Below are 19,068 nucleotides of genomic sequence, written 5' to 3'. Positions count from 1 at the left end.
TCTCTGGTTCAGCCCCTCGCTTTGTTCAGCTGCCCGGTCACCGTGTCCAGCAGTTCCTGCCAGGACTTCTCGAACTTCTCGACGCCTTCGGTCTCCAGCGTCACGAACACGTCGGGCACGTCGATGCCCGCCGCGGACAGCTTGTCGAAGATCGCCTGCGCCTGCTCGCCCTTTCCGGAAACCGTGTCGCCGGTGATCTCGGCGTGGTCGGCGACCGAGTCCATGGTCTTCTCGGGCATCGTGTTCACGACGTCGGAGACCACGAGCTGGTCGACGTAGCGGGTGTCGGAGTAGGCCGGGTCCTTCACGCCGGTGGAGGCCCACAGCGGACGCTGCGCGTTCGCGCCCGCCTCGGCGAGCGCCTTCCACTGGTCCGTGGCGAACAGCTTCTCGAAGGCCGCGTACGCGAGCCGCGCGTTGGCGATGGCCGCCTCGCCCAGCAGCGCCTTGGCCTCGTCGGTGCCGATCGCGTTCAGCCGCTTGTCGACCTCACTGTCCACACGGGACACGAAGAACGACGCGACCGAGTGGATGCCCTTGAGGTCGTGGCCGTTGGCCTTCGCCTGCTCCAGACCGGCGAAGAAAGCCTTGATGACGGCCTCGTAGCGCTCGACGGAGAAGATCAGCGTGACGTTGACGCTGATGCCCTCGGCGAGCACCGCGGTGATCGCGGGCAGGCCCTCTTCGGTCGCCGGGATCTTGATCATCACGTTCGGCCGGTCGACGGTCTTCCACAGGTCCTTGGCCTCGGCCACCGTCTTGTCGGTGTCCTTCGCCAGGCGCGGGTCCACCTCGATGGACACGCGGCCGTCGACGCCGTTCGTGGCGTTGTACACGTCGCGGAACAGGTCCGCGGCGTTGCGCACGTCGGTGGTGGTCAGCTCCCGGACGGTGCCGTCGAGGTCCGCACCGCGCGCGGCGAGGTCGTTGACCTGCTCGTCGTAGGCGGCGCCCTTCGACAGGGCGTTCGCGAAGATGGTCGGGTTGGTGGTCACGCCGACGACGTGCTTGTCGCGGATGAGCCCGGCGAGGTTGCCCGAGTTCAGGCGCTCCCGCGAGAGGTCGTCCAGCCAGATCGAGACGCCTGCTTCGGAGAGCTGCGCGAGTCGGTCAGTCATGAGTGCACTCCCTTCAATTCAGTTCTTGGTGTTGGCGATCGAGCGGCGGGCGGCGTCGACCACGGCTTCGGCGGTGAAACCGAACTCGCGGAACAGCGTCGCGGCGTCGGCCGAAGCGCCGTAGTGCTCGATCGACACGTTCTCGCCGGCGTCGCCGGTGAAGCGCTGCCACGGCATCGCGATCCCGGCCTCGACCGAAACGCGGGCCTTGACCGTCGGCGGCAGGACGGCGTCCTTGTAGTCCTGGTCCTGCGCGTCGAACCACTCGACGCACGGCATGGAGACCACGCTGGTGGGGATGCCGTCGGCCTCCAGGGTCTTGCGCGCCTCGACCGCCAGCTGGACCTCGGAACCGGTCGCGATCAGCACGACTTCCGGGGTGCCGTTGGACGCCTCGGCCAGCACGTAGCCGCCCTTCTTGACGCCCTCGGCGTTCGTGCCCTCGAGCACCGGCACGTTCTGCCGGGTCAGCGCGAAGCCGGACGGGTGGTGCACGTCTTCCAGAACGGCCTTCCACGCGTACGCGGTCTCGTTGGCGTCCGCCGGGCGGACGACGTTGAGGCCCGGGATGGCGCGCAGCGCGGCGATCTGCTCGATCGGCTGGTGCGTCGGGCCGTCCTCGCCGAGACCGATCGAGTCGTGCGTCCACACGTAGATGACCGGGGCCTTCATCAGCGCGGCGAGCCGGACCGGCGGGCGCATGTAGTCGGAGAAGGTGAGGAAGGTCGCGCCGTACGGGCGGGTGCCGCCGTGCAGCGCGATGCCGTTGAGGATCGAGCCCATCGCGTGCTCGCGGATGCCGAAGTGCAGCGTGCGGCCGTACGGGTTGGTCTTCCACATGTCGGTGCCGGCCTCGGCCGGGCCGAACGAGTCGGCGCCCTTCATGGTGGTGTTGTTGCTCTCCGCGAGGTCAGCGGAACCGCCCCACAGCTCGGGCAGCGGCTCGGCCAGCGCGTTGAGCACCTCGCCGGAGGCCTTGCGGGTGGCGATGCCCTTCGCGTCGGGCTCCCACGACGGCAGGTTGTCCGCGAAGCCCTCGGGCAGCGTGCGGGTCGACAGCCGGTCGGCCAGCTTCTTGCGCTCCGGGTTCGCCGCGGCCCACGCCTCGAAGCGCTCCTGCCACTCGGCGCGCTGCTTCTCGCCGCGCTCGATCGCCTGGCGGGTGTGCGCGAGCACGGCCTCGTCGACGTCGAAGTTCTTCTCCGGGTCGAAGCCCAGCGCCTTCTTGACGCCCGCGACCTCTTCCGCGCCCAGCGCCGCGCCGTGCGCCTTGCCGGTGTTCATCTTCGTCGGGGCCGGGTAGCCGATGATCGTGCGGAGCTGGATGAACGACGGGCGCTCGGTCTCGGCCTGCGCCGCCTTGATGGCCGCCTCGATCGCGACGACGTCCTCGCCGCCCTCGACGGTCTGCACGTGCCAGCCGTAGGCCTCGTACCGCTTCGCGACGTCCTCGGACAGCGCGATGTTGGTGTCGTCCTCGATGGAGATCTTGTTGTCGTCGTAGAAGACGATCAGGTTGCCCAGCTGCTGGCGGCCCGCGATGGACGAGGCCTCGGAGGTGACGCCCTCTTCGATGTCGCCGTCGGAGGCGATCACGTAGATGTGGTGGTCGAAGATGCTCTCGCCGGGGGCGGCGTCCGGGTCGAGCAGGCCTCGCTCGCGCCGGGCCGCCATCGCCATGCCGACGCCGTTCGCGAGGCCCTGGCCCAGCGGGCCGGTGGTGGTCTCGACGCCCTTGGTGTGGCGGTACTCCGGGTGGCCCGGGGTCTTGGAGCCCCAGCGGCGCAGTTGCTCGAGGTCTTCCAGCTCCAGGCCGAACCCGGCCAGGTACAGCTGGATGTAGAGGGTCAGGCTCGAGTGCCCGGCGGAGAGGACGAACCGGTCGCGGGCGGGCCACTCCGGGTCGGCCGGGTCGTGCCGCATGGTGCGCTGGAACAGCGTGTACGCCAGCGGCGCCAGGCTCATCGCAGTGCCCGGGTGCCCGCTGCCGCAGTTTTCGACGGCGTCCGCGGCAAGCACGCGGGCGGTGTCTACGGCGCGGGTGTCGGTCTCGGTCCAGTCGGCCGGCACGTTGCGCCGGAGCAAGGGGTTGGTCTCGCTGCTAGAGGTTTCGGACACTGAACTCGAACTCCTGCGTCGGTGAAGTGGTGGCTGTATTCCGTGCGTGCCGCTCAAGTGCTGCGGTGTGCGCCCTCAGTTATCTCAATCGATCCCGAAGGGACGATATTCCTGCTGGCGGCGCTGTGCAGGCGGAGCGAGCGGCCCGTCGCTGTCACCCTAGTGCGTACGCGTGCGCGCGAGCGCGGGCGCGCACCCTGCGGGTGAGGTGATCCTGCCCGCCTGTCCTTCCCCGGCTACCCGCCGAAGGCCTTCGCGACTCACGGGGCGACGTGACGGACGAGACACCGCCGGGCGTGTCCCGGACCCGCGGGCGCTGAGCCAGTCCGCCACGTCTAACATCGATCGCGGGCCAGGCACGGGAGTTCCCCATGAGCACCACCTCTTCTTCCGCGCCGCCCGGCCCAGGACTGACTCAGGGAGAGAAATGTCGTTGGTGAACGCTGCGCACGGACGCAGTGAAGACACCAGCGCCGTACCCCCGGACGGCGGACGGCCGAGCGGGGCCCGGCGAAGCTTCCGCCAGGTGGCCGGCGCGTACGCCGCGCTGGCGAAGCCGCGCGTGATCGAGCTTCTCCTCGTCACCACGATCCCCGCGATGTTCCTCGCCGGGCGCGAGGTGCCGAACCCGTGGCTGGTGGTCGCGACGCTGGTCGGCGGCACCATGGCCGCGGGCAGCGCGAACGCGCTCAACTGCGTGATCGACAGCGACATCGACAAGGTCATGAACCGCACCAAGCGGCGCCCGCTGGTGAAGGACGCGGTGCCGCGGCGCAACGCGCTGATCTTCGGCCTCGTCCTGGGCATCGCGTCGTTCGCCGTCCTGTACTTCACGGTGAACCTGCTGGCGGCGGTCCTCGCGATCGCGACCATCCTGTTCTACATCTTCGTCTACACCCTCGGCCTCAAGCGGCGGACGTCGCAGAACGTGGTCTGGGGCGGAGCCGCGGGCTGCATGCCGGTGCTGATCGGCTGGGTCGCGGTCACCGGCACCGTGCAGTGGCCCGCGTTCGTGATGTTCGGCGTGATCTTCTTCTGGACCCCGCCGCACACGTGGGCGCTGGGCATGAAGTACCGCGACGACTACGAGCGCGCGGGCGTGCCGATGCTCCCGGTCGTCGCGACCGCCGAACACGTGGCCCGGCAGATCGTCATCTACTCGTGGGTGATGGTCGCCTGGACGCTGCTGCTGCTCCCGGTCACCAGCTGGCTGTACGCGACCTTCGCGATCCTCGCCGGCGGCTGGTTCCTCTTCTACGCGCACCGGCTGCAGGCCGCCGTGCACCGCGGCGAGGAGACCAAGCCGATGGCGCTGTTCCACCGGTCGAACACGTACCTGATGATCGTGTTCGTCGCGCTGGCGGTCGACTCGGCGATCGGCTTGCCGGTCCTCGGCCTCCCGTTCTGACCCGTTCTCCGACCCGTTCCGCGCCGGGCAGGAATGGCCCGGGATCCTCGCCGGTTGCACTCTTCCGGCCCCGATCCCGACCTGAAAGCAGGACCTTTCCTTGCCCGAGGAACCGGCCTACGAAGCCGAGCTGCGCCACGAACAGGCCTACGTCGACGCCCTGTTCGCGAAGCTCGACGCCGAACGCACCCAGACCCAGCGCCGGCTGGACGAGACCCTGCGCCAGACCGGCGGGACGCCGCAGGCGCGGACCGAACGCGAAGCCGCCACGACCCTGCACAGCGACCGGCTCGCCCAGCTCGGGTCGGTCGAGCAGGGCTTGTGTTTCGGGCGGCTGGACTTCGTGCCCGGCAGCAGCGACGAGGAAACCGCCTACATCGGACGGCTCGGCCTGTTCGACGAGGACGACGACTACCGGCCGCTGCTGATCGACTGGCGCGCCCCGGTCGCGCGGCCGTTCTACCTCGCCACCGCCGCTTCGCCGGACGGCGTGCGCCGCCGTCGCCATCTGCGGTCGCTGAGCCGTCGCGTCACCGGCTTCGACGACGAGATCCTCGACCTGACCGCCGCCGACCAGGGCCAAGACCTCGGGCTGGCCGGCGAGGCCGCGTTGCTGGCCGCGCTGGAGCGCCGCCGGACCGGCGAGATGGCCGACATCGTCGCCACCATCCAGGCCGAGCAGGACCGGATCATCCGCGCGCCGCTCGGCGGGGTGATGGTGGTGCAGGGCGCGCCGGGCACCGGGAAAACCGCGGTGGCGCTGCATCGCGCGGCGTATCTGCTTTACACGCACCGCCAGCAGCTGACCACGCGCGGCGTGCTCGTCGTCGGCCCGAACTCGACCTTCCTGCGCTACATCGGCCAGGTGCTGCCGTCGCTCGGCGAGACCGGCGTGCTGCTGTCGACCATCGGGCAGCTGTGGCCGGGTCTGGACGCGGACGGCGCCGAGTCGCCGGAAGCGGCCGAGGTGAAGGGCCGCCTGGTGATGGCCGAGGTGCTCGCCAAGGCCGTCCGGGATCGGCAAGGTGTACCCGATCCGGTGATCGAGATCGAGCACGAACGCGAGATCCTGAAGCTCGACCGGAAGACCTGCACGCAGGCCCGGGCCCGGGCCCGCCGTTCGCGGCGCCCGCACAACCTCGCGCGGCGGCTGTTCGTCTCCGACGTCCTCGACGCGCTCACCCGGCAGGCCGCCCGCGCTTTGGGCGAGGACCTGTTGGACGCCCAGGACGTCCAGGACATCCGCGCCGAGCTGGCGTCGAGCCCCGCGGTGGCCGCCGCGCTGAACTCGCTGTGGCCGAAACTCACGCCCGCGGGCCTGCTGGACGACCTGTTCGCCGAGCGCGAACACCTCGACCGGGCGGCGGGCGAGCTGCTGTCCGAAGAGGACCGGAAGCACCTGGAGAGCGGCCGCGACGCGAAGTGGACGCCCGCCGACGTGCCGCTGCTCGACGAACTGGCCGAACTGCTCGGCAGCGACGACTCCGAGGAGGAGGCCGAGCAGAAGCGCCAGGAACGCGTCGAGCGGGCGTACGCCGAGGGCGTGCTGGACATCCTCGACCAGGATGAGGAAATCCAGGACGAGGAGGTCCTGCGGGTGTCCGACGTGCTGGACGCCGAACTGTTCGCCGAACGGCAGCAGGCGCGCAGCCAATTGACCGCGGCGCAGCGGGCGGCGCAGGACCGGACGTGGACGTTCGGGCACGTGATCGTGGACGAGGCGCAGGAACTGTCCGCGATGGACTGGCGGCTGCTGATGCGCCGCACGCCGAACCGGTCGATGACACTGGTCGGCGACGTCGCGCAGACCGGGGCCGCCGGGGGAGCACGGACCTGGGACGAGGTGCTGTCGCCGTACGTCGCGGACCGCTGGCGGCTGGAGCAGCTGACGGTGAACTACCGGACCCCGGCGGAGATCATGGCGGTCGCGGCGGGCGTGCTCGCCGAACTCGACGTCGATCTGGCCGCGCCCGCTTCGGTGCGGGAGACCGGGGTGCCGCCGTGGGGCGTGGAAGTCGTTTCGCTGGACGAGGAACTGCCGTCGCTGGTGGCCGCGGAACTGTCCGCTGTGGACGGTGGGACCGTGGCGGTGCTGGTGCCGGGCGGTCGCTTCGACGAGGTGCGGAAGCTGCTTCCGGAGGACGAGCGGCTGAGCGTGCTGACGGTCGATCGTTCCAAGGGGCTGGAGTTCGACGGGGTCGTGCTGGTGTCGCCGGACGAGATCGTGTCGGGGTCAGCGCGTGGGCTCAACGACCTGTACGTGGCGTTGACTCGGGCTACGCAACGGCTCGGCGTGGTGCGGACTGGTCCGGCGGTGCCCGCGCTCGGCGGGCTTGGTTAACCCGGACCCCGCCCCGCCGCCACCCTCAACGGAACGGCTGCGCCGTGCGGATACATTCAATCATGCAGAACATCGGCAGGACAGCCGTCATCGGCGCGGTCGCGGCAGTCGCCGCGTTCGGCCTCACGGCCTGCGGCGGCGACAGCAGCGCGGCTCCGGCGACCCCGAGCCGCGAGTGCACCGCGGACGACATCAAGACCACCGGGAACTTCGGCCAGGTGCCGACGATCACCGTCCCGGACGACTGCGCCCCGCCGAAGAAGCTGCTCACCAAGGATCTGTCGGAGGGCACCGGGAAGGCCGCGGCCGCCGGGTCGAAGCTGTCGATGAACTAGCTGGTCGTCACCTGGTCGAACAAGAAGAAGCTGGACAGCTCGTTCGACCGCGGCGAGCCGTTCGGCCTCGACCTCGGAGCCGGCCAGGTCATCGACGGCTGGGATCAGGGCCTGGTCGGCGTCAAGCAGGGCGGACGGCGGCTGATGATCATTCCGCCCGCCCTCGCCTACAAGGACGGCGGACGCGGCATCGCGCCCAACGAAACGCTGGTGTTCGTGACCGACGCCCTCTCCGTTTCCTGAGTCAGGGGATCAGCAGCAGCTTCCCGGTCGTCCGGCGGCCCTGGAGGTCCTCGTGGGCCTTGCGGGCGTCGGCGAGCGGGTAGCGGCCGCCGATGCGGACGTTCAGCGAACCGTCCTGCACGGCGGCGAACAGTTCGCCTGCGCGCCAGTCCAATTCCTCGCGCGTGCGCAGGTAGTGGCCGAGCGTCGGGCGGGTCAGGAAGAGCGAACCGCCGGAGTTGAGGCGCTGCGGGTCGAGCGGCGGCACCGGGCCGCTGGCCGCGCCGAACAGGGCCAGGGTGCCGCGGATCTTCAGGCTGGCGAGGCTGCCGTCGATGGTGTTCTTGCCGACGCCGTCGTAGACCGCGGCGACGCCTTCGCCGTCGGTCAGCTCGCGGGTCGCGGCGGCGAAGTCCTCGCGGTCGTAGCGGATCACGTGGTCCGCGCCCGCGCCACGGGCCAGCTCGGCCTTCTCGTCGGTGGACACCGTGGCCAGCACTCGCGCGCCGCGCGCCTTCGCCAGCTGCACCAGCAGCAAACCGACGCCGCCGGCCGCCGCGTGGACGAGGATGTCGTCGCCTTCCTGCACTTCGTAGGTCGAACGCACCAGGTAGTGCGCGGTCAGGCCCTGCAGCATCGTGGCGGCGGCGATCTCGTCGGACACGCCTTCGGGCACCTTCACCGTGGCGCCGGCCGGGACCACCGCGCGCTGGGCGTAGCTGCCGAGCACGCCCTGCCAGGTCACGCGGTCGCCGGGGGCGAATTCGGTGACGCCCTCGCCGGTCTCCACGACCGTCCCGGCGCCCTCGGAGCCGAGGACGAACGGCAGGTCGATCGGGTAGATGCCCTGGCGCTGATAGGTGTCGATGTAGTTGACGCCCGCCGCGGCGAGGTCGACCAGCAGTTCGCCCGCGCCGGGCGGGCCGGGCTCGATCTCGGCCAGTTCCAGCACTTCCGGGCCGCCGGTCCGGGTCACCTGCACTGCGGTCGGCATGGTTCCTCCTCGAGATGTGCGCGTCTGGCGTCCACTATGGCCGAGAACACGGTCGGGCCGCGGGGGCGGGGGTCTCGGGTTAAGCTCCGGACGTGGCTGAGGAGACCGAAAACACGCCGACCGCGCCGACTGCCCGCCAGCTGGCCTCCGCCCGCGGTTTCGTGGCGAAGCACGGCAAACCGTCGCGCGCCGTGGTCGAGAACATCGGGCTGGCCGGCGCACGCGTCGTGCTCGTGGGCCCGGACGGGGCGATGGGCGACGTGCTGGTCGCCGGGGTCGAGACCGGGACCGCGCTGGTCGAGCAGGTCGACGACCTCGAGGCCGCGGAGTGGGACAGCGAAACCGTGAAGACGGTCAAAATCGGTGCCGCGCACCGGCGCAAGATGGCCGGGCCGCGAGCGGGCCGGTGACCCGTTCGGCGATTTTCGTCGGCTGCGCCGCGCTGCCCGAGGGCGACGGCGACGAGGCCGCGGTGCTGCCCGCGCTCGCGGACCTCGGATTCGCGGTGAGCTGGGCGGCCTGGGACGCGGCCGCCGATTTCGCTTCGGCGGACATCGTCGTGCTGCGTGCGGCCTGGGACTACCCGGAGCGCCGGGAGGAATTCCTCAGCTGGTGCGAGGACGTGCCCGGGCTGAGCAATGCGGCCGCGGTCGCGCGGTGGAACACGGACAAGACGTATCTCGGCGAACTGCTCGACGCGGGTGTGCCGACGGTGCCGGTCGAGATCGTGCCGCCGGGGGAGAAGCCGCGCTGGCCGAAGAAGCCGTTCGTGGTGAAGCCTTCGGTGGGGGCGGGAGGTCGCGGCGCCGCTCGGTTCGCCTCCTCCGGTGCGGACGCGGAGCGGCATCTGCGCGCTTTGCACGAGGACGGGCGCACCGGTCTGATTCAGCCGTATCAGTCCAGTGTGGACACTCAAGGCGAGATCGCGGTCGTGTACTTCGGCGGCGTTTATTCGCACGCTTTCACGAAATTCGCGCCGCTGGAGTCCGAAGTGGACGCTTCGGGGCTGTACCGGGAAGAGCGGCTGGCGGCCGCTGTTCCGGCTCCCGAGGTGCGTGCGGTGGCCGAGGACGCACTGGACGCCGCTTGCGGGTTGCTCGGTATTTTGCGGGCGGAACTCTTGTACGCGCGGGTGGATCTGGTCCGCGGGGACGACGGCCGTCCGTTGGTGCTGGAGCTGGAGCTGACTGAGCCGTCGCTGGGGTTCCGGCACGCGGACGCGGGTGCTCCGTTGCGGTTCGCGTCCGCGGTGCGGCAGCAATTGGCCTAGCTCGCTCGCCGCTTCGCCGCCAACCGTTCTGCCCGGGGCCAGCGGACGTCGCTTGCCCAGCCGAGCCGTTCGAACGCCCAGATCACCCGGGCCGAGACGTCCACCTGTCCGCGCAGCACGCCGTGCCGGGCGCAGGTCGGGTCGGCGTGGTGGGAGTTGTGCCACGACTCGCCCATGGACAGCAGCGCCAGCGGCCAGAAGTTGGCCGCGCGGTCGCGGCTCGCGAACGGGCGGTCGCCGATCAGGTGGCACACCGAGTTCACCGACCAGGTCACGTGGTGCAGGAACGCGATCCGGACCAGCCCGGCCCAGAAGAACGCCGTCAGCGCGCCCTGCCAGGTGCCGCTGAAGGCCCAGCCGAGCGCGGCGGGCAGGGCGAGGCTGAGGGTGATCCACAGCCAGAAGAACCGGTTCACCAGCCGCAGGTCGCGGTCGCTGACGAGATCCGGCGCGAAGCGGTCGGCGTTGGTGACCTCGCGCTGGAACATCCAGCCCATGTGCGCGTGCCAGAACCCGCGCAGCAGCGCCGACGGCGACGTGCCGAACAGCCACGGCGAATGCGGATCGCCGTCGCGGTCGGAGAACGCGTGGTGGCGGCGGTGGCTCGCGACCCAGAAGATCACCGAACCCTGCACGGCCATGCTCCCCGCGATCGCGAGCGCGATCCGCAGCGGGCGGCTCGCTTTGAAGGCACCGTGGGTGAAGTAGCGGTGGTACCCGACGGTCACGCCGAGCGTCGCGAGCACGTAGAAAACAGTCGCGAGGATCAGGTCGGTCCAGCCGATGCCCCACCCCCACAGCAACGGCACGGCGGCGATCAGCGCGGCGAACGGCACGAGCAGGAACGTCTTGAGCACGATCATTTCGGCGGTCCCGCGCCTGCCGGATAGAAGGGGCTTGGCGGCACGGGCAGGGGCGGTCGGCATGGCGGCACCTCGGGCTTTTCGGGGCTTTCGGAAAGCCGGTCGGCGACGACGGTAAGCCGCCGACCTGTCCGCCGGGCCGACGCGCAGTTACGCCCGGATGACCGTCAGTTCGCGGTGGCGAGTTGGTCGTCGAGAGGAGGCCGAGCGGAGAGCGGGCGTTTTTGTCCCCGCTGTTTCCGGCTGATGCTCGGCAGCGCGAAGCCGTCGGTTTCGCGATGGCAAGTTGGCTGTGGCCTGAACACCAAGAGGCGAGGCCGAGCGGAGAACCGGCGCTTGGGCCGATGGTTCCCGGGCCGATGCCCAACGGCGCGAAGCCGTCAGTTCGCGGTGGCGAGTTCGCGCTTCTCCGCGGGCTCCAGCGACGTGACCGGGCCGCGGTCGCGGGTGCCCGTCCACAGCACCGCCGTCACCACGATCACGAGCGCCGAGCCGAGCACGTGGAACGACACCATCGCCTCGGGCACGCCCAGCGCGTACTGCACCGTTCCCAGCACGCCCTGCAGCAGCGCGACGACCCACGCCCACGCGTACCGCTGCCACACGCTCTTCGGCGCGCCGACGCGCATCAGCGTGAGCCCGAAGACCCCCAGCACGACCAGGTACGCGATCAGCAGTCCGCTGTGGATCCGCGCCAGCTGCTCGATCGGGGCGTCGAGCCGATGCGTGTTGACGTCGCCGCCGTGCGGGCCCGCTCCGGTGACCGTCGTGCCGGCGATCAGGACCGCCCACATCAGCACCGTCAGCAGCACCAGCATCTGCCGTCCCAGCTTCGGGACCAGCGGGCGCGCCGGTTCGTCTCCCTCGCGGAAGGCCTTCAGCAGCAGGACCGCCAGCCATACGAGCGGCGTCGAAGCGAGGAAATGGATCGCGACCGTCCACCATTCCAGTTTCGCCAGCACCGTCAGCCCGCCGATGACCGCTTGCAGCACGACGCCGCCGGGCATCGTCCAGGCGAGCTTCACCAGGCGCTTGCGCTCCGGGTGGTCGATCTGGATCCGCCACGCGGTGAGCACGGCCAGCGCCGCCACCACGATCACGACGCCGGTCAGCATCCGGTTCGAGAACTCGATCCACTGCGTGACCGCGTCGATGCCGGAGTGCCGCACCGGCACCAGGCTGCCCGCGACGCACTGCGGCCAGGTCGGGCATCCCAGCCCGGACCCGGTCACCCGCACCACGGAACCGGTGACGCCGATGCCTGCCTGCGTGACCACCGCGGCGATCCCGACGCCGCGCTGGACCGCGGCGGAGGGATACGGCAGGCGGGCGATCAAACTGCGAAGGGACACGCAGCCACGATACTCGTGAGCGGCAATCACGGTTCTAACCGGGATCGCCACTCACGACCACTTGTCCCCAACCAGTTTGCTCATCCACAGATTCGTGAGACCGCCGCCACATCTCCGATGCCGCGGCGAAGGTGGATTCATGCCCCTTCACTCACGATGGTCGGAAAACGACCGGATTCCCGAAGAGCATGCCGGTGGCTGGCGTTCGATGGTGCGCAGCCAGGCCGGCGTGGTGTCGTTCGCCCAGCTGAGAGCATACGGACACAGCTGGCATGACGTCGCATCGAATGTCGCGGCGCGTCGATGGCAGCGAGTGCTTCCCCGCGTGTATGCGACATTCACCGGCCAGCTGGGACGGGCGGCCTTGATGCACGCGGCTGTGCTTTACGGCGGAAAGGACAGCGTGCTTAGCCATCGGACCGCCGCAGAGGAATGGAGAATGGTGCCGATTCGCACCGGCCCGATCGAAATCACCGTGCCTTACGGAAGTTCAGCAGTGTCGCAGATGCCAGTCGTACGAGTACATCGGTCTCGCGCGCTGGCGTTCTCGGCGCTGGCGAGCGTTCCGCCGCGAACGCGGAAGACGGACACGATCGTCGATCTCGCGGTGGCCGAGCCGGATGCGCGTTCGGCGATGTACTTGGTGATCGATCTGGTTGCCAAGCAGGCGTTGAGCGTGCCGGAAATGCTCCGGTGCGTCGAGGCCAGGCCGCCGTTGCGCTATCGGAGTGCGATCGGGAGGGCGTTGCAGCTTGCCGGCGGCGGTCTGATGTCCGCGCTGGAGGTCGAGTACTTCGACGAGGTGGAGCGGGCGCACGGATTTCCGCCGGGCCGAAGGCAAGTTCCGGTTGTGGTCGACGGCAAAACGCTGTGGGAAGACGTGGTTTACGAGGTCGGCGGGGAAAGCCTTGTCGTCAGGCTGGACGGCCGTGCGGCGCACAGCGTGGCCGGTGTGGCGTTTCGGGATCGTCGTCGTGACAATGCGGCTGAGCTCGCTGGACGCGCCCGTCTTGTGTACGGCTGGTGGGATGTCCATCGGGACAGTTGCGGGGTGGCGGGTGAGGTGGGGACGGTGCTCGCACGGCTGGGGTGGGTCCCCGGCCCTCGTGAGTGTTTATGCCGGTTAGAACCGTGATCGGCACTCACGACCCCCGCTCAGGTGAGTTTCGTGGTCCGTGTCGCCAGCACTCCGGCCACCGCCGCCCACACCACCAGCACCGCCGCCGGACCGAGCGGGAACTGGCCGTCCACCAGCGCCGCGCGCATGCCTTCCGCCAGCGCACCGGAAGGCAGCAGCGACACCACCAGACCGACCCCGGACGGCAGCGCCGACGGGGCCAGCAGAATCCCGCCTGCCAGCAGCAGGACGAACCACACGATGTTCGCCAGCGCCAGCACCGCTTCCGCCCGCAACGCGCCGCCCAGCAGCACGCCCAGCGCGCCGAAAGCCAGCGTCCCCAGGATCAGCAGCACCACCGCCGAACCGATCCCGGCGGCCGACGGGGACCAGCCCAGGAAGGCCGCGACGACGCCGAGCACCACGGACTGCAGCGCCACCACGACGAGCGCCGCCACGACCCGTCCGGCCACCAGCAGCCAGCGCGGCAGCGCCGTCGCCGAAAGCCGCTTCAGCACGCCGTACCGCCGGTCGAAGCCGAGCGCGATCGCCTGGCCGGTGAAGGCCGACGACATGACCGCCAGCGCGAGGATCCTCGGCGTCATCCAGTCCACTTTGGACGTCGAACCGAGCTGGCTCGCGGGAAGGATGTCCAGCAGGCTCAGCCCGATCAGCAGCGCGAGCGGGATGATGAGGGTGAGCAGCAGCTGCTCGCCGTGCCGCAGGGTCAGCGCGGCCTCGACGCGTGCGTGCGTGCGCAGCATCTTGCCGAGCGAACCGCGGCCGGGCGCGGGGGCGAAAGTGCCCGCGGGGAACGGAGAACTCATGCGCGCAGCTCCCGTCCGGTGAGTTCGAGGAACACTTCTTCGAGCGTCCGCCGTCCGACTTGCAGTTGTTCGGGCAGTACGCCCTGTTGCGCGCACCAGGCGGTGACGGCGGAGACCACCTGCGGGTCGACCGCGCCCTCCACCAGATACGAACCGGGTGCGGTTTCGCTGACCCGGTACCCCTCCGGCAGCGCGGCTTCGAGCAGCGTCGTGTCGAGTTTCGTCCGGGCGCGGAACCGCAGCTGCGCCGCCTCGCCCGCCTCCAGGGTCAGCGAATGCGGCGTGCCTTCGACGACCACCTTGCCGTGGTCCACGATCACCACCTGGTCGGCCAGCGTCTCCGCTTCCTCCATCAGGTGGGTGGTGAGCAGGACGCTCACGCCGTCCGCGCGCAAGGCCGCGAGCAGGTCCCAGACCAGCCGCCGCGCCTGCGGGTCCATGCCCGCGGTGGGCTCGTCCAGGAACACCAGCTCCGGACGGCCGACCAGTGCGCATGCCAGCGAAAGCCGTTGCTGCTGCCCGCCGGAGAGCCGTTTGAACGGGGTCCGCTTCGCGCCGGCGAGCCCGAGCACGTCGAGCAGCCACGCCGGATCGTGCGGGTTCGCCGCGCAGGAAGCCACTAGCCGCAGCATTTCCTCCGCGCGCACGCCCGGGTACGCGCCGCCGCCTTGGGGCATGATCCCGACGCGCGGGCGGAGCCGGGAACTGTCCGCGACGGGGTCGAGGCCGAGCACGCGCACCTGGCCCGCGTCAGGTCTGCGGAAACCCTCGCAAATCTCGACAGTGGTCGTTTTTCCGGCGCCGTTCGGCCCGAGCAGGGCCAGCAGGGAACCACGCTCCATGCGCAGGTCGATGCCGTCGACCGCGGTGGTGGAGCCGTAGCTTTTCGCCAAGCCGGAGATCTCGACGGCGGGGTTGTCCACAGCGAATCACGATACGACGTCAGCGGGCGCGCGCGGTGCTGGGGACGCCGGAGGTGTCCTGGACAACAGCAGCGGCGAAACCCGGTACACGATCGCGAGGCCGCCGAGGGTCACCAGAGCGGCCGCGCCGTAGGCCCACGGCAGGACGTACGAGCGGCCGTCGAAGGTGCCGCCGGTGGGCGGCAGCAGGAACGGCAGCCCGGCGCTGATGACCGTGGCGACCACCCGGAACCGCGACGTCCCGGCCGCGGCGGCGAGCGGGATCACCGCCCACAGCAGGTACCAGGGCTGGAGGTTGATCTGCAGGATCATCGCCGCGCCCAGCGAGACGCCGAGCCCGATGATCGGCCGGTACCGCCATTTGAAACTGGCCCACAGGAATTTGATCGTCACCGCCGCGGTGATCACGTTGCCGAGCGTGCCGAGGATCGGCACCAGCGCGTCGGTGTGGTTGCCCAGCCCGAGCGTGATGCCGAGGACGCCGCTGAGGTTCGCGATCTCCGCGGTGGGGGAGATGAACGACCGCACCAGTCCCGGCGTGCTCGCCGTCGCGCCGATCCAGCCGAAGCCCAGTCCGGTGCCGACGCAGATCGCGGTGAGCACCACGCCGAACAGCACCGCCATCGGCGTGCCCGCCCACACCAGGTCCTTCAGCCGCCCGTGCCATCTGCGCGCGACCATCACCGACAGGAACGGCAACGCCAGCACCGCCGGGATCTTCACGGTGGCGCCGATCGTGATGATGACGACCCCGAGCGCGATGAAGAGCAATTCGCCCTTCGCCAGCGGCGGCGGGCTGTCCCCCTTCACCCGCACCGGCAGCCGCCGGATGCCGATCTCCAGCCCGGCCACCATGAGCCCGATGGCCAGCGAATCGTTGTGCGCGCCCGCGACGAAATGGAAGATCAGCAACGGGTTCGCCGCGCCGAGCCACAGCGCGGTGGCCGGCTGGACGCCGAACCGTCGGGCCAGCCGCGGCACCGCCCACACGATCAGCAGCACGCCGACCATCGCGAGGCCGCGCTGCAGCAGCACGCCGACGACGATGTTGTTGCCGCCGACCGGGGCCAGCCAGCCGCCGAGCCGCAGCAGCAGCGGTCCGTACGGGGCGGGGGTCTCGCGCCAGATGTTGGTGACGCCCGCGGTCAGCGGGTCCGCGACGCCGAGCGCCTGCGCCGGGCCCAGCTGGTAGGGGTCCATGCCGCGGTGCACGATCTCGCTCTGCGCGAGGTAGCTGTAGACGTCGCGGGAGAACAGCGGCGGGATGAGCAGCAGCGGCGCGACCCACATCGCGACGGTCCGGGCGAGCTGGCCGCTGGTGGCCAGCCGCGCGCTCGCCGGACGGGCGAAGCGGGCGAGCATGAGCCAGCTCAGCACCAGGATGCCCATCCCGGAGAACGCGATCGCGAGCGAGACCGTCGGGATCCGGATGAACAGCCGCAGCACCGGCAGGTCCTGCACCGGGTTGATCACCGGCGCGGCGCCGGCCCCGAGCGAGCCGAGCGCGAGGAACAGGGAGCCGACGGTGCCGAAGCGGCGGACCACGTCGAGGCCGCGGGTCTCGGCGGCGTTCAGCGGATCGGTGCGGCGCGGGCCGACCGGGGACGGCGCGGCTTCGGGGGCAGGGGGAGCGGCCACGGCGCCGTCAGCGTCGCCCGGTTCGCCGGATAAGTCCGGTTCCGGTGCCCGCTGCTCCGGGTGTTCGCCGATTGCCACGCCCGGAAGCGTATCGACTCCGGTTCACGCGGCGTATCGAGCCATTCGGTCCCCCGGCGACGGGATCGCTCCCGTTGGGCCGGGCGCCGCGGTGGCGAGGTGAGTCGGGTCACTGGGCGACACCCCGCCTTTGCCCGGCGGCCGGAAATAAGACACACTTGTGTTGTGAAAAAGAACGGGACCATCGGCGAGGGGCGCGGCGAGCAGCCGCGCACCGCGGCCGTCGGCGTTCCCGTGCAGGTCAGCGCCGCGAACGTGGCCGAGGGCCGCACCCGGCACGAGGTCGCCCGGCTGCTGCTGGAGCAGGGCCCGATGACCGCCGTGGTGGTCGCCGAGCAGCTCGGGATCAGCCCGACGGCGATCCGGCGGCACCTCGACGCGCTCCAGGCCGACGGCGAGGCCGAGACCCGCGACGCCCCGCGCAAGGGCCCGCGCGGACGCGGCCGCCCGGCCAAGCTGTTCCTGCTCACCGAAGCGGGCCGGGCCCGGTTCGGGCACGCCTACGACGACCTCGCGGTGTCGGCCATCCGCTTCCTCGCCGAGCACGCCGGCCCGGACGCGGTGCGCGCGTTCGCCGAGCGCCGCGTCGAAGGGCTCGTCGGGCCGCACCGGCAGGCGATCACCGGATCGGCTGATCCGGTCGAGCGCGCCGAGGCCCTCGCGGCCGCGCTGAGCAGGGAGGGCTACGCTGCCTCGACCCGCCAGGTCGGCGCGGAGAACCCCGCCGCGCACGTGGGCGCGCAGCTGTGCCAGCACCACTGCCCGGTCGCGCACGTCGCCGCGGAATTCCCGCAGCTGTGCGAGGCCGAAACGGAAGCGTTCGCGAAACTGCTGGGCACCCACGTCCAGCGGCTGGCGACCATCGCGCGCGGAGACAACGCGTGCACCACACACGTACCCGCCGGACCGGCGGGTATCCCGGCCCATCCCGAGCCGGACCGCACGACGCCCGGACAAGCGGCCCCGCCGCCCGAAGGGCACGCACCACGGATCCCGAATGGAGGGAAACCCGCATGACTGCCGCTGCCGAGCAGCGCACTCCCACCACCGAGCCGTTGAGCCAGGAAGAGACCATCGCGTCCCTTGGCAACTACGCCTTCGGCTGGGCGGACTCCGACGAGGCGGGCGCCAGCGCGCGCCGCGGCCTGAACGAGGATGTCGTCCGCGACATCTCCGAGAAGAAGTCCGAGCCCGAGTGGATGCGCGACGCCCGATTGAAGGCGCTCAAGCTGTTCGACCTCAAGCCGATGCCGAACTGGGGCGCCGACCTCTCGGGGATCGACTTCGACAACATCAAGTACTTCGTGCGGTCCACCGAGAAGCAGGCGGCCAGCTGGGAAGACCTGCCCGAGGACATCAAGAACACCTACGACAAGCTGGGCATCCCCGAGGCGGAGAAGCAGCGCCTCGTGGCGGGCGTCGCGGCGCAGTACGAGTCCGAGGTCGTCTACCACCAGATCCGCGAGGACCTGGAGGAGCAGGGCGTTCTCTTCCTGGACACCGACTCCGCGCTCAGGGAGCACCCGGAGATCTTCCAGGAGTACTTCGGCTCCGTGATCCCGGCGGGCGACAACAAGTTCTCCGCGCTGAACACGGCGGTGTGGTCCGGCGGCTCGTTCATCTACGTGCCGAAGGGCGTGCACGTCGAGATCCCGCTGCAGGCCTACTTCCGGATCAACACCGAGAACATGGGCCAGTTCGAGCGGACGCTGATCATCGTCGACGAGGACGCCTACGTCCACTACGTCGAGGGCTGCACCGCGCCGATCTACCAGTCGGACTCGCTGCACTCCGCGGTCGTCGAGATCATCGTGAAGAAGGGCGCCCGCTGCCGCTACACGACGATCCAGAACTGGTCGAACAACGTCTACAACCTGGTCACCAAGCGCGCCAAGTGCGAAGAGGGCGCGACCATGGAGTGGGTCGACGGCAACATCGGCTCCAAGGTGACCATGAAGTACCCGTCGGTCTTCCTCATGGGCGAGCACGCCAAGGGCGAGGTCCTCTCGGTCGCGTTCGCGGGCGAGGGCCAGCACCAGGACGCCGGGGCCAAGATGGAGCACCTCGCGCCGCACACCTCCTCGACCATCGTGTCGAAGTCGGTCGCGCGCGGCGGCGGCCGGACCTCCTACCGCGGCCTGGTCAAGGTCGCGAAGCGGGCGCACCACTCGCGCTCCAGCGTGGTCTGCGACGCCCTGCTGGTGGACACGATCTCGCGGTCGGACACGTACCCGTACGTGGACATCCGCAACGACGAGGTGTCCATGGGCCACGAGGCCACGGTGTCCAAGGTCAGCGAAGAGCAGCTGTTCTACCTGATGTCGCGCGGCCTCGACGAGGCCGAGGCGATGGCGATGATCGTGCGCGGGTTCGTCGAGCCCATCGCGCGCGAGCTGCCGATGGAATACGCGCTCGAGCTGAACCGCCTGATCGAGCTCCAGATGGAAGGGTCCGTCGGCTAGTC

Annotated in this window: 15 protein-coding genes and 1 pseudogene; 8 read left to right on the top strand and 8 right to left on the bottom strand. The window is 70.3% G+C overall.

The window, feature by feature from the left end:
* Positions 1 to 8 precede the first annotated feature (8 nt).
* Positions 9 to 1,118: a transaldolase gene (tal, locus tag H4281_RS40430; RefSeq protein ID WP_182896122.1), complete on the bottom strand. Its 1,110-nt coding sequence runs from the start codon at positions 1,116 to 1,118 to the stop codon at positions 9 to 11.
* Positions 1,119 to 1,136: 18 nt separating this feature from the next.
* Positions 1,137 to 3,236 carry a transketolase gene (gene tkt, locus H4281_RS40425; protein ID WP_182896121.1) on the bottom strand — a complete coding sequence of 700 codons (2,100 nt, stop codon included), beginning with the start codon at positions 3,234 to 3,236 and terminating at the stop codon, positions 1,137 to 1,139.
* Between the two features lie 427 nt (positions 3,237 to 3,663).
* On the opposite strand from tkt, the gene H4281_RS40420 reads away from it, so the two are divergent.
* The 3 genes and pseudogenes from H4281_RS40420 (at position 3,664) to H4281_RS40410 (ending at position 7,563) form a co-directional block, all read left to right on the top strand.
* Positions 3,664 to 4,644 carry a heme o synthase gene (locus tag H4281_RS40420; RefSeq protein WP_037814661.1) on the top strand — a complete coding sequence of 327 codons (981 nt, stop codon included), beginning with the start codon at positions 3,664 to 3,666 and terminating at the stop codon, positions 4,642 to 4,644.
* Positions 4,645 to 4,744: 100 nt separating this feature from the next.
* On the top strand, positions 4,745 to 6,985 hold the full coding sequence (locus H4281_RS40415; protein ID WP_182896120.1) for a HelD family protein: 2,241 nt from the start codon (positions 4,745 to 4,747) through the stop codon (positions 6,983 to 6,985).
* 62 nt (positions 6,986 to 7,047) lie between these two features.
* A pseudogene (locus H4281_RS40410) lies at positions 7,048 to 7,563 on the top strand (FKBP-type peptidyl-prolyl cis-trans isomerase).
* Between the two features lies 1 nt (position 7,564).
* On the opposite strand, the gene H4281_RS40405 reads toward H4281_RS40410, so the two are convergent.
* On the bottom strand, positions 7,565 to 8,536 hold the full coding sequence (locus tag H4281_RS40405; RefSeq protein WP_182896119.1) for a quinone oxidoreductase family protein: 972 nt from the start codon (positions 8,534 to 8,536) through the stop codon (positions 7,565 to 7,567).
* A 92-nt stretch (positions 8,537 to 8,628) separates the two neighbouring features.
* Here H4281_RS40405 and H4281_RS40400 point away from each other — a divergent pair, with 92 nt between their 5' ends.
* Together H4281_RS40400 and H4281_RS40395 are read left to right on the top strand one after the other, a co-directional pair.
* Entirely contained in the window at positions 8,629 to 8,946 is a 318-nt protein-coding gene (locus H4281_RS40400; RefSeq protein WP_182896118.1) for a hypothetical protein, read from the top strand.
* A complete protein-coding gene (locus tag H4281_RS40395) occupies positions 8,943 to 9,806 on the top strand; it encodes an ATP-grasp domain-containing protein (RefSeq protein ID WP_182896117.1) in 864 nt (287 codons plus the stop codon). The genes H4281_RS40400 and H4281_RS40395 overlap by 4 nt, the downstream gene beginning before the upstream one ends.
* On the opposite strand, the gene H4281_RS40390 is transcribed toward H4281_RS40395, so the two are convergent.
* Together H4281_RS40390 and H4281_RS40385 are read right to left on the bottom strand one after the other, a co-directional pair.
* Positions 9,803 to 10,732, bottom strand: a complete 930-nt coding sequence (locus tag H4281_RS40390; protein ID WP_182896116.1) for an acyl-CoA desaturase — start codon at positions 10,730 to 10,732, stop codon at positions 9,803 to 9,805. The genes H4281_RS40395 and H4281_RS40390 overlap by 4 nt on opposite strands.
* 317 nt (positions 10,733 to 11,049) lie before the next feature.
* Positions 11,050 to 12,021, bottom strand: a complete 972-nt coding sequence (locus tag H4281_RS40385) for a COX15/CtaA family protein (RefSeq protein ID WP_182896115.1) — start codon at positions 12,019 to 12,021, stop codon at positions 11,050 to 11,052.
* A 139-nt stretch (positions 12,022 to 12,160) separates the two neighbouring features.
* On the opposite strand from H4281_RS40385, the gene H4281_RS40380 reads away from it, so the two are divergent.
* Positions 12,161 to 13,156, top strand: coding sequence for a hypothetical protein (locus H4281_RS40380; RefSeq protein ID WP_182896114.1), 996 nt, complete (start codon positions 12,161 to 12,163; stop codon positions 13,154 to 13,156).
* Between the two features lie 20 nt (positions 13,157 to 13,176).
* Here the strand turns inward: H4281_RS40380 and H4281_RS40375 are convergent, their stop codons facing one another.
* The 3 genes from H4281_RS40375 to mptB are packed head-to-tail and all read right to left on the bottom strand — an operon-like array spanning position 13,177 to position 16,526.
* Positions 13,177 to 13,965 carry an ABC transporter permease gene (locus H4281_RS40375; protein WP_182896113.1) on the bottom strand — a complete coding sequence of 263 codons (789 nt, stop codon included), beginning with the start codon at positions 13,963 to 13,965 and terminating at the stop codon, positions 13,177 to 13,179.
* Complete coding sequence (locus H4281_RS40370) at positions 13,962 to 14,888, bottom strand: ABC transporter ATP-binding protein (protein WP_037359205.1); 927 nt, start codon at positions 14,886 to 14,888, stop codon at positions 13,962 to 13,964. Before H4281_RS40370 ends, H4281_RS40375 begins: the two co-directional genes overlap by 4 nt.
* A gap of 6 nt (positions 14,889 to 14,894) precedes the next feature.
* A complete protein-coding gene (gene mptB, locus H4281_RS40365) occupies positions 14,895 to 16,526 on the bottom strand; it encodes a polyprenol phosphomannose-dependent alpha 1,6 mannosyltransferase MptB (protein ID WP_182896158.1) in 1,632 nt (543 codons plus the stop codon).
* Between the two features lie 243 nt (positions 16,527 to 16,769).
* Here mptB and H4281_RS40360 point away from each other — a divergent pair, with 243 nt between their 5' ends.
* Positions 16,770 to 17,621 (top strand): helix-turn-helix transcriptional regulator, encoded by an 852-nt coding sequence (locus H4281_RS40360; protein ID WP_376772019.1) that lies wholly within the window; start codon positions 16,770 to 16,772, stop codon positions 17,619 to 17,621.
* On the top strand, positions 17,618 to 19,066 hold the full coding sequence (gene sufB, locus H4281_RS40355) for a Fe-S cluster assembly protein SufB (RefSeq protein ID WP_182896112.1): 1,449 nt from the start codon (positions 17,618 to 17,620) through the stop codon (positions 19,064 to 19,066). Before H4281_RS40360 ends, sufB begins: the two co-directional genes overlap by 4 nt.
* Positions 19,067 to 19,068 lie beyond the last annotated feature (2 nt).

Source organism: Amycolatopsis dendrobii (genome assembly GCF_014145675.1).
GTDB classification, from domain to species: domain Bacteria; phylum Actinomycetota; class Actinomycetes; order Mycobacteriales; family Pseudonocardiaceae; genus Amycolatopsis; species Amycolatopsis dendrobii.
Note: the sequence above shows the minus strand (reverse complement) of the source record. Positions and strands in the feature narration are given on the sequence as shown.